The organism is Streptomyces sp. NBC_00647, assembly GCF_045207245.1.
Lineage (GTDB): Bacteria > Actinomycetota > Actinomycetes > Streptomycetales > Streptomycetaceae > Streptomyces.
Map to the genome: position 1 here is coordinate 10,368,931 of NZ_CP109040.1, position 12,756 is coordinate 10,381,686.

The window sequence follows — 12,756 nt, forward strand, 5'->3', positions numbered from 1 at the left end:
CCGCGTCCAGGATGCTCTCCTCCGCGCCGCTGCACGCGGTTCCGGTCGTCGTGATTTCTTGTGCTGTGGTCGTGGGGTCGCTGTCCCTCCTCTGTCCGGGCGGCCGTCTCGCGGCTACGCAGGCCGTTGCGGTGACGGCGCCCGGGTCCCCGGATTTCCCGGGGGCTGACGCGGCCCGGCTCGGTTGCCGGAGGTGTACCGGTCCTGGCCGGGTCTGTTGTTGGCTGTGGTGAAAGAGGGGTACTCGGGGCGCAGGTCGAGCAGGTGGCCTTCCCTGCTGGGGACTGACTCGGCTCAGGTTTCCCTGGTTCGGCCACTTGTGCTGGGGAAACCGTCCATCTGTTGCACCCGCCTGGCGGCGCCTGGCCTGCGGCAGAGCAGGACGGCGGCAGGGGGGGGCAGTGGACTGCGGTTTGGTGTTTGTGGCCCCGGATGAGGGGCACACGGGAATTCGTGCTTCGGACCGAAGGCGCACGCCCTGCGGGGATCTCGACCTCCCTGCCTGCTGCGATCCTTCGGCGGCCATGCAGATCTCCCGCACGGCGAACCCCCTGGCAGACACTGTTCAGGCCGTGCTCGGTATCTGCTTCCGGGCCCGTCCTGAACCCCGCGTTCAGGAGCGATTGCCGTGCTCACCGATATGACCCCGAACCGTCCGCAGGTCGACAGCACCTCTACCCCTGCCCTTTCCGCCGCACGCCGCACCCATGACGAACCCCCCCGATCCGCCGCCCTCTTCGAGCGACTGGTGGAACTCGAGCAAGGGCCGGAACGCGACGCCGTCCGCGACGAGCTGGTGAAGGCCTGGCTGCCCATGGCCCACCGCATCGCCGGCCGTTTCCGCGACCGCGGCGAAGCCCTGGAAGACCTGCACCAGGTAGCGGCCCTCGGACTGGTCAAGGCCATCGACCGCTTCGATCCGGCCCGGGGGGCCTTCGAGAGTTACGCCGTTCCGACCATCACCGGCGAGGTGAAGCGGCACTTCCGGGACCGGACGTGGGCCCTGCGGGTGCCCCGCCGGGTGCAGGAGCTGCGCAACCGGGTACGTCTGGCACGCCGCGACCTCACTCAGCGCCCCGGCAGCCCCGAACCCACCCCCGCCGACATCGCCGCTCATACCGGCCTCACCGAGGAAGAGGTCGTCACGGGCCTGGAAGCGCTGGAGAGTTACAGCACCCTCTCGCTGGACGCCGCACTGGCCACCGCCGACGACGGATACAGCCTCGCCGACACTCTGGGCATCACCGAATCCTCCTACGACGTCGTCGTCGACCGGGAGGCGGCCCGTAAGGCGCTGCGCCGGCTCCCGGAACGCGAGCGGACCATCCTCTACCTGCGTTTCTTCGAGGACATGACGCAAAGCCGCATAGCCGACCAGCTCGGCTTCTCCCAGATGCACATCTCCCGGCTCATCGCCCGCAGCTGCGCCCACGTACGCAGTGAGGTGCTGGGGGAGTGCGAGTGTCCCACCGGCTCCGGCAGGGCCTCCGCCGCGTAAGGGCTCTGCCGATGAGCCGGGTGGCCGCTTCCCCAAGTCCCACACACGATGTCAGGACAGTTCACACGAGGCCCCAAGCCTCAGCCCCAAGGAGTTGCACCGATGCTGATGCCCCTCCCCGCCACTCTGCGCCGGCTCGTCGCGGAGTACGAGACGCTCCTCGCCGCGGAAACGCTCGGTGGAGCGACGCCGCCCAGCCAGCGCCTGCGCGACCTCGCCTACACCCTGTGCGTGTCCACCGGGACTCGCGAGATCGCCGACGCCCTCGACACCGCCCGCTCCTACCTGGCCAGGACAGCCGTCGCACCCGCCGCCGGCTCCGCTGCGGCCATGAGGCCCGGACCCGGACGCCGGGCAGGCGCCGCATCCCCTAAATCGGCAGCCGTTGCAGCCGGTTTCCACCGCGATGCCGGTGAACCGTCTGCCGGCCGGCGTGATCTCACCCTGCGCCCGGGGCACCGGCCCACGGCGCCTGTCACGAGCGCAGGAAAGGGAAGCGGAGAATGAGGATGAGGTGGTGGACATGATCGAGCGTTCCGTGATCGTTCACCCGCCCACGAAGGGGGCCGGCCGACCGGTCTGGGTGGACGGAAAGTCTGCAGGCACGGTCCGCAGCCTCCGTGCGCTGACCGAGCTGCTGCACCGAGAGGGGTTCGAGGGCCTGGACGAGATCGACGTGGCCGAACTGCCGATCATCGAGTGGCACGGAGGAGGGCCAGAAATCTGGACACCTTGGGCCCATCCCTGGCCAGCCAGCGGGCAAAGACAACCTGACCCGCGGTGACGAGCGCGGTGCACGGCTCGCATCACCCGGCCCTGCCCGGCGTGCCCCGCCATGCACCCGCCTCCCCGCCCATGTGGCCCGCCGCCATGCACCGCCTACGGCGCCGCACAACAATCCAGTCCGGCTCCACAGAAGCTGCCTGCCCTGTTGTGTGCCGGGCCGGAGTTCGCAGCACATGGCGGGTACCCACAGCGTGATCGAGGCCGTGCTGGCAACCGGGAGGGATGCGGGGCGCGGGCCAGAAATGGAGAGGGCGCAAGGCCCCGCCCTGGCACCGGCATCCGCCCGGCCGACGAGATCTCCCTCTTGAACCCTCCCTGGGCCATGAGCCCGCCCCGTCATCGAAGGAAAGGGCAGTCATGCGTATGGGTCGCCGTTCGACGCTCACCCGCTGGCAGCGCTGGCGCTCCGGGCCCACCCTGCGCATTCCGCGCGGGGCGGACGACGTCGAGAACGCCAACCGCAGGTTCCTGCTGTACGGCGTCATGCCGCTGTGGTTCGTCCCGGCCGTCGCCGACTGGGTGATGCACCGCCGCTCGGACATCGAACACACCAGCGGCGTACAGGAATCAGCGGTCCACGCCCTCATGATGACCGAGGCCGGCATCCCGGTGGTCGCGGGCCTGACCGCCAGGGTCAACCCGCTGGTCCTCTCGCTCATGGGCGGCGCGGCCCTCGCACACGGAGCCACCGCACTGTGGGACGTGTCGCTGGCCACCGACAAACGTGAAGTGCGGCCCGTTGAGCAGCACATCCACAGCTTCCTCGAAGTGCTGCCCTTGACCGCCGCCGCCTTCACCACATGCCTGCACTGGGACCAGGTCCGAGAGACCCTGAAGGGCGGCGGCCGCCCCGACAACTGGAAGCTCCTGCCCAAGCAGCGCCCGCTGCCGGCCAGCTACCTCGGCGCGATCGCCGCCGGCGTCGGAGTGTGTGTGGCCCTGCCGTACGCGGAAGAGATGATCCGCTGTATACGGGCCCGCCGGAACCGTGACAGCGATGACCTGCGGTCGTGACAGGCCTGCTCCTCTGCTGCTGCGGGCGGAGAAGGACCCCGGTCTCAGCTCGGTGCAGATACCGGCAAACAGTTTCCCGCAGGACCCCAGCCGGTGAACCGTTCCGCGATGTAGCCGGGATTGATGCGCGAGCAGCACGAACGCCGGCAGGAGTACCGCGGCTTTGCCGAGGTCCCCCCTTGAGGACCAGCCCCGTCGCAACGCCTGAGTCGCCCAGCACGAACGGACACCATCGGTGTGTCCCCGCCGAACAACCATGCGCATCCCATGACCGATAATGATCAAGGAAATGGGGTGTTTTGATGACGGTCTTCCAGTGCCGCAATTGCCACCGTGCAGCAACGCCGATGCTCATTGAGCGGCCTCTGCCGGGTCCTGATGGGGATGAAGGGTGGTACCGGCCGGAGGCGTCCCCCTCGGACGAGCGCGGGCATTCCACTGAACCCATCGTGCGGATGCCTCCGGGGACGTTCGCCGTCGACCCCGAGCCGTCCGGCCCGCCGTACGTACTGGACGAGTCGTCCGGCTTCCTGGTGGAGTCCGGGCCGAGCGGCACCATCGTGCTCCATCCCGGCGACGGCCCGGGACTGGAGGCGCACCCCGACATCGCTATGCGCCGCGGCTACTGCTGTGGGATGGACGGCGAGTGGGGGCCCAACCTGGTATGCACGTGCGGCGCGGTCATCGCCACCGTTTACTCGGACTGTTATCAGGTCCAGGAGATACGACTGCAACCCGACGCGGTCGAGCGCTGCGATTGACCGGCAGGAGGGTTGTGCCTGTGCTGTACGGGCACTCGGCTGGTGAAACTGCGCGGAGGTACTGAGATGAGTGCCGGAGAGAAAGCCAAGGCAAAGGCCGAACAGGTAGCCGGAAAGACCGTGCGGAAGGCTGCCCACGCGATGCACAAGAACACCCTCGAGGCCAAGGGCGCCGCCCTCGAAGCACGCGGCATGATGCGGGGCGCGAAAGAGAAGACCAAGGGCTCCATCAAGCGCTGACAGCATCGTGCCGGTGAGTCACTGTGGACGCCGTCGCCGAAATCCGCCTGGCGGCGCGCGTCGGCACTCGTGTGCGCGGGCGACCGTGATGCGGGCCTTGGCCCGGTGGTTGCTGCCCTCCGCCCTTGGCCTTGCGGCGTGCAGTGGTGGCTGCGCGGCCGTTGGGAGTCGTGCGGTCGCAGGAGGGTGATCGATCCAAGATGCCTGAGTCTTCCACGGCCTGTCCCTGACGCGCAGAGCCGACATCACGCCCGGCGACCCGGTGGAGCACCGTGCCTTCCCACGAGGCTGCCCAGCCAGCCGAACAGGAAGCCGGCGGGAATCGACACGAGGACGACCGTCTGCAGGGGGAACCAGTCGATGCGCCACTCAGGGAAGAGGGCCAAGGGGTTGCCGGAGAAGACGGGGCTGCAGATCTGTAGTCCGACGGCGCAGAGCAGGCCGCCGTACAGCGTGCAAAGGAGCCCGGCCCGGGTGTAGCCGCTCCAAAAGACGGAGTACACCAGCGCCGGAAGCAGGCAGGAGGCCGCCACCGCCAGGGACATCGCCGTCAGGAACAGGACGTTCCATCCCTGGACCCAGACCGCCAGCACGATGCACAGCGCACCGACCCCGGCGGACGCCAGGCGAGCGGCGGCCACCTCCCGGCCCTCGGTCGTGCGCCCGCGGAGCAGCGCCTTCGTGTACAGGTCGTGGGCGATCGCTCCTGCAGCGGCCAGGGTGATGCTCGCCACCGCGGCCAGCGTGGTGAGGAACACCGCGGAGGAGACCAGGGCGACGAGAAGTGCCCCGTTCGCGTCGGCGGACGCGCCGCCCGCCAGTTCGCCGGTGAGCAGCAGCAGGGCGCTGTTGCCTCCGGGATCGGCGGCGATGATCGTGGGTGCGCCGACCAACGCGGCGGCCGCGAAGCCCATCAGAGCTGTCATGAGGCAGAAAGAGGCGACGATGCCGATCGTATGGCGCACCGTACGGCGCGCGATGGCCGCGTCGGGTGCGGTGCTCAGTTGCAAGGCAACGTGTGGAAGGCACGCCACACCCAGCACGATGGTGATCATCAGGCCGATGAAGTCGAGCGTGCCCGCCCCGTCGCTGCTGCCGGCGTAGCGGAGGCCGGGACGCGTATAACCGGCGGGCCGGCCGCTGCCCTGTCCGGCTGCGTCGATCAGCGCATCGGTGTTCCAGTGAAAACGATGGAGCAGCACAGCTGCCACCGTCAGGGCCGCGCCGAGCAGCACCACCGTTTTGATCGCCTGAATGACGACCGTGCCGCGCATGCCGCCGAACGCCGTGGCGCAGACGACCAAGGCGCCGATCATGACGATGGCTGTCCTCTCGGCGCCGGGCCCGGTCATTCCCAGCAGCGCCGTGGTGGTTGCGCCCGCGCCGGAGAGCTGCACGACCATGACGGGGACGCACACGCTCAGGGTCACGACGGCGGTAGCGATGCGCGCCCCCGGCCCTGGAGCACGCAGGGCGAACGTGTCGCCCAGGGTGTAACCGGCGCGCTCGCGCAGGGGGCGCGCCAGCAGGAGGAGGACGCCCAGCGACAGCGCGGTGCACAGGGTCATGAACAGACCGTCGTAGCCGAAGACCGCGACACCTCCCGTGTTGCCGAGCACCGCGGCCGTGGGCAGGTAGACGCCGGACAGGACGAGGGCCCCGCGTAGAGGCTTCAGCCTGCGGCCCGCTGTGTAGAACTCGTTGACCCGGTCCCTCTCGGGGCCGCTGAGAACGCAGACGAACAGGATGGGGACGATGAAGGCCAGAAAGCCCAGCAGGACGAAGGCGTGCGTGTCACTGTCCAGGGCGCCGGGCGCGGCGAGCAGGATCTGCTGACTCATCTGCTCTCCTCCCGGATCTCTTCCGGAGCCGGTCGCGCGTCCGCGCGGCGGTCGTACCGCGCCGCCGTCCACACCAGCAGAGAGCCCTGGACGAGCAGGGCCAGCATGCCGACGGTGGCCTCTCCCCAGACATGGGTGGCCATCAACTCGGCTGCGGAGCAGGCGAGCAGCACGTGCACGGCGAAGGCCGACCCGTTGACCAGGGCGAAGGACACACCTGGGCGGTGTGGCCGTGGACGATGATGAAGGCGGGGGGCGTGCGGGTGGGTCATGGCGGTCTCAGACGAGACGTTGTTCTGGCGGTCGAGCCTGCGCATGGCGGCTCCTTCAGAGTGGGTGGAATCGCAGCGGTGGCACGGCTGCGGCGCGGCCCGTTCAGGCCAGAGGCCAGTGCCGCGCCGGCGTGACCGGGACAATAACGGAACCGGCAGTAACGTATCTAGAGGGAGGCAGGCGGCTTCTGTGGCTCAAGTGCGAATCCAGCCCGGCTGCTTGGGCCGTAGGCCTTGTCTGCCGTGCTCTGCGGGGGACCGGGCCCGCACAGCGATCCACACCGACGGTTGAGGACGCAGCCCGCCGGCACCTGCTGATGGAAATGGCGGCGCGTCCCACCCTCATGAGGGTGGGACGCGCCGCCGGTCCGTGCGAAGAGTTGGGCTCAGTGGGTGGTGAGCATGCCTGTCCGCAGCTTTGCGAGGGTGCGGTTGAGCAGGCGGGAGACGTGCATCTGGGAGACGCCGAGGTGTTCGCCGATCTGGGCCTGGGTGCATTCGTCGACGAACCGCATGTGGATGATGCGCCGTTCGCGGTCGTCGAGTTCGGCTATCAGGGGGGCCAGGGCGTTGAAGTCCTCGACGAGTTCGAGGGCGTTGTCGTCGGTGCCGATGAAGTCGGCCAGTACGGCCTCGCCGTCGTCGCTCGAGCCGATGGTGGCGTCGAGGGAAGCGGACGTGTAGCCGTTGGAGGCGAGGCGTGCTTCGTCGACCTCCTCCTCGCTCAGGCACATCAACTGGGAGAGTTCCTTGACGGTGGGGGTGCGGCCGAGCCGGCTGCGCAGCTCCTCGGTGGCCTTGGCGAGCTGGATGCGGGCTTCCTGCAGGCGGCGGGGGACGTGGACGGCCCACGAGGTGTCGCGGAAGAAGCGCTTGATCTCACCGACGATGTAGGGGACGGCGAAGGAGGTGAACTCGACTTCGCGGGTGAGCTCGAACCGGTCGATGGCCTTGATGAGCCCGATGGTGCCGACCTGGACGATGTCCTCCATCTCGTCCCTGTTGCGGCTGCGGAAACGCGCGGCGGCGAAGCGGACGAGGGTGAGGTTCATTTCGATGAGGGTGTTGCGCGCGTCTTGGTACTCGGGCGTGCCCTCTTCCAGGACGGCGAGCTGGTCGAAGAACAGCTTCGACAACTGCCGGGCGTCCTTGGGAGCGACCTGAGAGGGGTCCGCGATCTCCGGCAGCACCACCGCCTGCGTCTGCGCCTGCGCCTGTGTCTGCGCCGCTGTCCGTGTCTGCGTCTGTGCCGCCTCGGTCACCGTCATGTCGGTCCCCTCCCACATGTTCCACATGGTCCAGCCCCCGTGCAGCCGGCTGCTGGAGGCCGACACCACAGCGCGTACCCGCTGCCGGCCGATGCACACCGGGCGACACCGGAGCGGCTACGTCCCGTGCTGTAACGAGAAGCGGGCGTGGCGGGCGGAGAAGGTCCGCCCGCCACGCCCGCTCGGGCGGCGCCGTGACGTCAGAGGGTATCGAGCAGGACTTTGGCGGCGTGGGGCGGAACTGGCTCACCCCGTCTCGGGATTGGCGACGGTGGACTCCGTGAGGCTTGCCCGTGGCCGCCTGCGTTCGAGGGCGGACGGCGGGCCGCCAAGGTGTGAGGGACGGTCCAGGTCCGAGGGCGGCCCGGCAACCAGAAGCGGGCCGGCCCGAGGTGTCTCGGGCCGGCCCGCTTACGGGGGTCGTGCTGAGGTCAGGCGCGGTGGCTCTGGTAGTACTCGCCGACCTGCGAGTGGTAGCCGACGTCGCCGATGTGCTTGTCCTTGTCGAACTCGGGAGAGTCCTTGATCTGGTCCTTGGTGAGGGCGACGTAGATCTTCCGCTCCTCCTGATCGACCCGCTGCACGGTTCCGGCCGGAAGCAGGACGTGCTTGCCGAAGATCCATACGCCGGTGTCGACGACGAGGTACGCGGAGTTGACGTCGTCCGAGTGCTTGTCGACCTTCCCGATGCTGCCGTCGGTCGCCTCGACCTTGTACCCGGTCAGATCGGTGCCCGCGATGTGGCCGGTGGTCGGCTGGTAGCCCCAGATGTTGTCACTCATAAAACAGCTCCCTCATCAGAATTCTTTACTGCCTGCCGCATGAATGCGGCGTCGGAATAGGCGTCGCAGGACTCTGCGGCGATTCCTCGGATCGTCGAGTGCCCTGCCTTCCGCACCTCACACACTGATGCCCGCCGGAAATGCGGATGGCCGGAAGGGCCCGTGCCCGGAGGCCATGGTTCCTGCTCACGGACCTCCTCCGGCCACCACATCCCGTTTACCCCGCATCGCAGAAAACATCACCTTTGTCCCATCAGTATCAGGGAGACGACACAGGTGGGCCCGGACGCCACGGCGTCCGGGCCCACCTGTGTCGATGTGTTGTCGCAGGCCTTCCTACCAGCGGTACCAGCGGCCCCGCTTGCCGCCACTGGCCGCAGGGCGGATCACGAACCCGAGAACCCACACCACCAGCACGATGACAGCGATCCACCACAGCGCCTTGAGCGCGAAACCGGCACCGAAGAGAATCAGAGCGAGCAGAAGAACAAGAAGAACAGGAACCATAGTTATCAACCTCCGATCCTTCGTGTGCCCGGCCCGACGATCTCCACTCCTGCGGATCTCACCCATTCCTGTGATGCCCGGAGCCGCGAAGTTTCTGGTTTAGGAGAGAAGCTCGGGGTGACACCGGAGGGTGGAAATTTCCTCGAGCAGGACAGGGAGTGAGTGGCTGTGGCTGCGGACAAGAAGGCCCAGGCGAAGACCGAGCAGGCCAAGGGCAAGACCAAGAAGGTCGCCGGGCGCGCGGTGGGCAACGAGTCCCTGAAGGCCAAGGGACAGGCCGAGGAGTCCAAGGGCGACCTGCGCGCGGCCAAGGAGAAGACCAAGGACGCCATCAAGCCCAAGTAGGCGCACCACGCCCGGTCCCGGCAGCAGCTGCCTCCCCGCTGGCTGCCGGGACCGATGCTGTCCGGCGCCGGCAACACCCCTCCACCCGCACTCACGTCAAAACCACAGGTCGCGTCAAGTTGTCGCGGGAGCCGGACGCCCTCTTCTGACGCCCAGGACCGGTCTCGGGGCTGTCAGCGCGCCAGTCTGAGGCGTGCCGTCTCTGCTGCATGGGACGCGGCTTCGATCAGCCCGAGTTTGCCGGCGAGCGTTCCCACGAAGGCATCGACCGCCTCGATCGCGCGGCCCTCCATGGTGTCGGGCTCTGCGAAGTACGCCGCGAACTCTCCGGCACCGATGGTCGCCATGGCGGGCCGACGGGCCTGGTAGTCGGCCCACATCGGTCTGTAGACGGCGCGCACTCGGTCGAGCTCGGTTACCCATGCGTTTCGCACGGTCAGTTGCTGACGTGTGTGACTATTGGCGCCCCTTCGCCGGATGACACCGTTCTTCCTGTCAGGCCGACACGGAGCCGGTACCGCCGAGCGAGGGAGTGGACGTGATCAAGGGCTACGCCGCCTTCTGTGACGCGGACCCGCACTTCTATGACGCTCCGCACCGGTTGAACACCGGTCCGACCGGCGGAGCCGACCGCAGGGGAGAGCAGTACGCCGTGGCCCTCGCACCGGTCCCTGAGGGCTGGCAGCGTCACCGCGTCGGCGACTGGCTGGCCTTGCGGCCGGCAGACTGCCAACTCCCCGAGCAGGGATGGAAGATCCATGTGTCCGCGTGCCTCGGCAACGCCGAGTCCGTACTCGCGAGGGTCTCCACCTACTGCCAAGAGCAGCGTCTCGCCTACAAGTTCGTGCCCAGCCGCTATCTGCTGCACCATCGCAACGCCAAGTACGCGGATCGGGCTGCGAGCGGCAAATTCATCACTGTGTACCCGTCCGACGACGGGCGGTGCCACCGCGTCGCCGAAGACCTCGCCGCTCTCCTCGACGGCGAGCCTGCGCCCTACATTCTCAGCGACCTGCGCTGGGGATCCGGACCGGTTCACCTCCGCTACGGCAGCTTCACCCGCCGCCATTGTTACGACGAGGAGGGGGAACTACGGCCCGCGGTTCGGCGCCCCGACGGACGCCTCGTCCCCGATCTGCGCGGGCCCGCCTTCCGGATACCCGACTGGATCGAGCCGCCGGCCTTCCTCGTGCCGCACATCGAAGCCCGGGCCGCGCTCACCGTCGGCGAACTTCCCTACGCCATCGAGAGCGCCCTGCACTTCTCCAACGGAGGCGGGGTCTACGTCGGCCGCGACCGTGCCACCGGTGAGAAGGTCGTCCTGAAAGAGGCCCGGCCGCACGCAGGACTGGCCGCCGACGGCGCCGACGCAGTTGCCCGACTGCGCCGCGAACAAGAAGCCCTGGAGCGGCTCTCCGGACTCGGCTGCACCCCGGAGGTACGGGGGACGTTCTCCGTCGGAGACCACCAGTTCCTGGCGATGGAGTTCGTGGAGGGCAAACCGCTCAACACCTTCTTCGCGCGCCGTCACCCCCTCATCGAGTCCGGCCCCGGCCCCGAGGCGCTCGCCGAATACACCGCCTGGGCCCTGCGTATCCACCGGCTGGTCGAGGACGCGGTGCACGCGGTGCACGCTCGCGGAGTCGTTTTCAACGACCTTCATCTCTTCAACATCATGGTCTCCGAGGACGAACAGTCCGTGACACTCATCGACTTCGAGGCCGCAGCCCACATCGACGAGGGCCGACGCCAGACCGTTGCCAACCCCGGCTTCGTCGCCCCCGCCGACCGGCGAGGACACGACGTGGACCGGTACGCCCTGGCCTGCCTGCAGCTCGCCCTGTTCCTGCCGCTCACCAGTCTGCTTCCCCTCGACAGGGCCAAAGCCCGACACCTGGCGGACATCGCCGCCGAGCAGTTCCCCGTCGACAGAAGCTTCCTGGACGAGGCGGTCGAGGAGATCACCCGCGGCACCAAGCGACCCGCTGCCGGACGATACCTGCCCGTCGAGCCAGGCGACTGGCCAGGCAGCCGCAACTCGATGGTCCGCGCCGTACTGGCCTCCGCCACCCCCGAGCGCGACGACCGATTCTTCCCCGGCGACATCGCCCAGTTCGCCACCACCGGCGGCGGAGCGACCTTCGGGTACGGCACTGCCGGTGTCCTGTACGCCCTCGCCGAGACCGGCTCGGACCCCCACACCGAGGCGGAGGAGTGGCTTCTGCGCCACACCAAGGTACCGGAGTCCGGCACCCCGATCGGCTTCTACGACGGACTGACCGGCATCGCCTGGACACTGGACCGCCTCGGCCACCCCGAACGGGCCCTGGAACTCGTCGAGTCGGCGCAAGCTCGGCCCTGGGAGGGCATCGCCCCCGATCTCCACGGGGGCCTCGCCGGCGCCGGACTCGCCCTGGACTCCCTCGCGACCACGACCGGAACACCGGCCCTGCACGACGCGGCTTGGCGCTGCGCCGAACTGGTCGCCGAGGCCGTTCCGGGCATCACCCGCGCCGGGCTCCTGTACGGGGCGTCCGGACCGGCCCTGCTCTTCGTCCGACTCTACGAACGCACCGGTGATACCACGCTGCTCGACCGGGCAGGCGACGCACTCCGGCAAGACCTCGCCCGGTGTGTCCGCAGCGCCTCCGGAACGCTCCAGGTCGACGAGGGCTGGCGGACCATGCCGTACCTGGGCGCCGGCAGCGTCGGCATCGGCATGGTGCTCGACGACTACCTCGCCCACCGGGCTGACGAGGACCTCGAAGGAGCGCGTCGCGAGATCGTACAGGCCGCACAGGCCACCTTCTACGCCCAACCTGGACTGTTCCGTGGCGCCGCCGGCATGGTGCTGCACCTCAGCCGGACCACCGCGCCCGGCCCCGGCACCGCGCCGGGGGACGTCCGCCGACAGATCGACGCCCTGACCCGGCACGCCGTCCCCTACAAAGGCCATCTGGCCTTCCCCGGCGAGCAGATGATGCGGCTGTCCATGGACCTCGCCACCGGCACCGCCGGTTGCCTCCTCGCCCTCGGCAGCGCCGCCTCCGGCGGAGACGTGCATCTGCCCTTCCTCCCGCCGCCCCGGCGGAACCCACAAGCCGGTCCCGTACCGGGATCGTGAAGTGCACCACCCGCAGGACGTACGAACCGCTCACAGTTCCCGATCGAAAGGAAAGACGATGACGCTTCTCGACCTGCAGTCGATGGAGACCCCGAAGGAAGAGGCCACCGGCGACGTCGCCACCGGCAGCCGCGCGAGCCTGTTGCTCTGCGGCGACAGCAGCTTGTCCGTCACGACCTGCAACTGACACACCGGCCGGTCACCGGCCCGACGACGCTCACGCCGAGGTGTTAGCCCGACGAAGACAGCTCATCGACCGGAGTGCGACGCCGGCCCTCCACACCACGCATTTCAGCCGTTCCCGGGGAGGAGACCTCC

General features: G+C 68.7%; 15 protein-coding genes. 9 read left to right on the top strand and 6 right to left on the bottom strand.

The features are described from left to right. Positions 1-628: 628 nt before the first annotated feature. From OG788_RS45510 to OG788_RS45535, 6 genes are all read left to right on the top strand, one after another. Positions 629-1,498, top strand: a complete 870-nt coding sequence (locus OG788_RS45510; protein ID WP_406368589.1) for a SigB/SigF/SigG family RNA polymerase sigma factor — start codon at positions 629-631, stop codon at positions 1,496-1,498. Positions 1,499-1,600: 102 nt separating this feature from the next. Then, positions 1,601-2,005: a DUF5133 domain-containing protein gene (locus OG788_RS45515; RefSeq protein ID WP_406368588.1), complete on the top strand. Its 405-nt coding sequence runs from the start codon at positions 1,601-1,603 to the stop codon at positions 2,003-2,005. Between the two features lie 10 nt (positions 2,006-2,015). Then, complete coding sequence (locus tag OG788_RS45520; protein ID WP_406368587.1) at positions 2,016-2,282, top strand: hypothetical protein; 267 nt, start codon at positions 2,016-2,018, stop codon at positions 2,280-2,282. Between the two features lie 365 nt (positions 2,283-2,647). Further along, entirely contained in the window at positions 2,648-3,298 is a 651-nt protein-coding gene (locus OG788_RS45525; RefSeq protein ID WP_406376644.1) for a diguanylate cyclase, read from the top strand. Positions 3,299-3,753: 455 nt separating this feature from the next. Further along, positions 3,754-4,059, top strand: a complete 306-nt coding sequence (locus OG788_RS45530) for a hypothetical protein (RefSeq protein ID WP_406368585.1) — start codon at positions 3,754-3,756, stop codon at positions 4,057-4,059. Between the two features lie 66 nt (positions 4,060-4,125). After that, a complete protein-coding gene (locus OG788_RS45535; protein WP_351544654.1) occupies positions 4,126-4,299 on the top strand; it encodes a hypothetical protein in 174 nt (57 codons plus the stop codon). 245 nt (positions 4,300-4,544) lie between these two features. Here OG788_RS45535 and OG788_RS45540 read toward each other — a convergent pair whose 3' ends face one another. The 5 genes from OG788_RS45540 to OG788_RS45560 form a co-directional block, all read right to left on the bottom strand. Further along, a complete protein-coding gene (locus OG788_RS45540) occupies positions 4,545-6,140 on the bottom strand; it encodes a cation acetate symporter (protein WP_406368583.1) in 1,596 nt (531 codons plus the stop codon). Next, positions 6,137-6,355 (bottom strand): hypothetical protein, encoded by a 219-nt coding sequence (locus OG788_RS45545; protein WP_406368581.1) that lies wholly within the window; start codon positions 6,353-6,355, stop codon positions 6,137-6,139. Before OG788_RS45545 ends, OG788_RS45540 begins: the two co-directional genes overlap by 4 nt. A gap of 443 nt (positions 6,356-6,798) precedes the next feature. Further along, on the bottom strand, positions 6,799-7,680 hold the full coding sequence (locus OG788_RS45550; RefSeq protein WP_406376643.1) for an RNA polymerase sigma factor SigF: 882 nt from the start codon (positions 7,678-7,680) through the stop codon (positions 6,799-6,801). A gap of 431 nt (positions 7,681-8,111) precedes the next feature. Beyond that, positions 8,112-8,462: a PRC-barrel domain-containing protein gene (locus OG788_RS45555; RefSeq protein ID WP_406368579.1), complete on the bottom strand. Its 351-nt coding sequence runs from the start codon at positions 8,460-8,462 to the stop codon at positions 8,112-8,114. A 336-nt stretch (positions 8,463-8,798) separates the two neighbouring features. After that, entirely contained in the window at positions 8,799-8,969 is a 171-nt protein-coding gene (locus tag OG788_RS45560; protein WP_328557713.1) for a hydrophobic protein, read from the bottom strand. Positions 8,970-9,137: 168 nt separating this feature from the next. Between OG788_RS45560 and OG788_RS45565 the strand changes: the two genes are divergently transcribed. Beyond that, positions 9,138-9,314: a CsbD family protein gene (locus tag OG788_RS45565; protein WP_406368577.1), complete on the top strand. Its 177-nt coding sequence runs from the start codon at positions 9,138-9,140 to the stop codon at positions 9,312-9,314. Positions 9,315-9,487: 173 nt separating this feature from the next. Here OG788_RS45565 and OG788_RS45570 read toward each other — a convergent pair whose 3' ends face one another. Continuing rightward, positions 9,488-9,748, bottom strand: a complete 261-nt coding sequence (locus OG788_RS45570; RefSeq protein WP_406368575.1) for a hypothetical protein — start codon at positions 9,746-9,748, stop codon at positions 9,488-9,490. Positions 9,749-9,852: 104 nt separating this feature from the next. Here OG788_RS45570 and lanKC point away from each other — a divergent pair, with 104 nt between their 5' ends. Together lanKC and OG788_RS45580 are read left to right on the top strand one after the other, a co-directional pair. Continuing rightward, on the top strand, positions 9,853-12,438 hold the full coding sequence (gene lanKC / locus OG788_RS45575; RefSeq protein ID WP_406368573.1) for a class III lanthionine synthetase LanKC: 2,586 nt from the start codon (positions 9,853-9,855) through the stop codon (positions 12,436-12,438). Positions 12,439-12,496: 58 nt separating this feature from the next. Further along, positions 12,497-12,625 carry a SapB/AmfS family lanthipeptide gene (locus OG788_RS45580; protein ID WP_058940762.1) on the top strand — a complete coding sequence of 43 codons (129 nt, stop codon included), beginning with the start codon at positions 12,497-12,499 and terminating at the stop codon, positions 12,623-12,625. The last annotated feature ends 131 nt before the right edge of the window (positions 12,626-12,756 follow it).

Coding starts and splice junctions, on each gene's coding strand:
- OG788_RS45555 (WP_406368579.1), bottom strand. CDS start 8,462: ATGAGTGACAACATCTGGGGCTACCAGCCGACCACCGGCCACATCGCG.
- OG788_RS45530 (WP_406368585.1), top strand. CDS start 3,754: ATGCCTCCGGGGACGTTCGCCGTCGACCCCGAGCCGTCCGGCCCGCCG.
- OG788_RS45550 (WP_406376643.1), bottom strand. CDS start 7,680: ATGACGGTGACCGAGGCGGCACAGACGCAGACACGGACAGCGGCGCAG.
- OG788_RS45540 (WP_406368583.1), bottom strand. CDS start 6,140: ATGAGTCAGCAGATCCTGCTCGCCGCGCCCGGCGCCCTGGACAGTGAC.
- OG788_RS45515 (WP_406368588.1), top strand. CDS start 1,601: ATGCTGATGCCCCTCCCCGCCACTCTGCGCCGGCTCGTCGCGGAGTAC.
- OG788_RS45525 (WP_406376644.1), top strand. CDS start 2,648: ATGGGTCGCCGTTCGACGCTCACCCGCTGGCAGCGCTGGCGCTCCGGG.
- OG788_RS45560 (WP_328557713.1), bottom strand. CDS start 8,969: ATGGTTCCTGTTCTTCTTGTTCTTCTGCTCGCTCTGATTCTCTTCGGT.
- OG788_RS45580 (WP_058940762.1), top strand. CDS start 12,497: ATGACGCTTCTCGACCTGCAGTCGATGGAGACCCCGAAGGAAGAGGCC.
- OG788_RS45535 (WP_351544654.1), top strand. CDS start 4,126: ATGAGTGCCGGAGAGAAAGCCAAGGCAAAGGCCGAACAGGTAGCCGGA.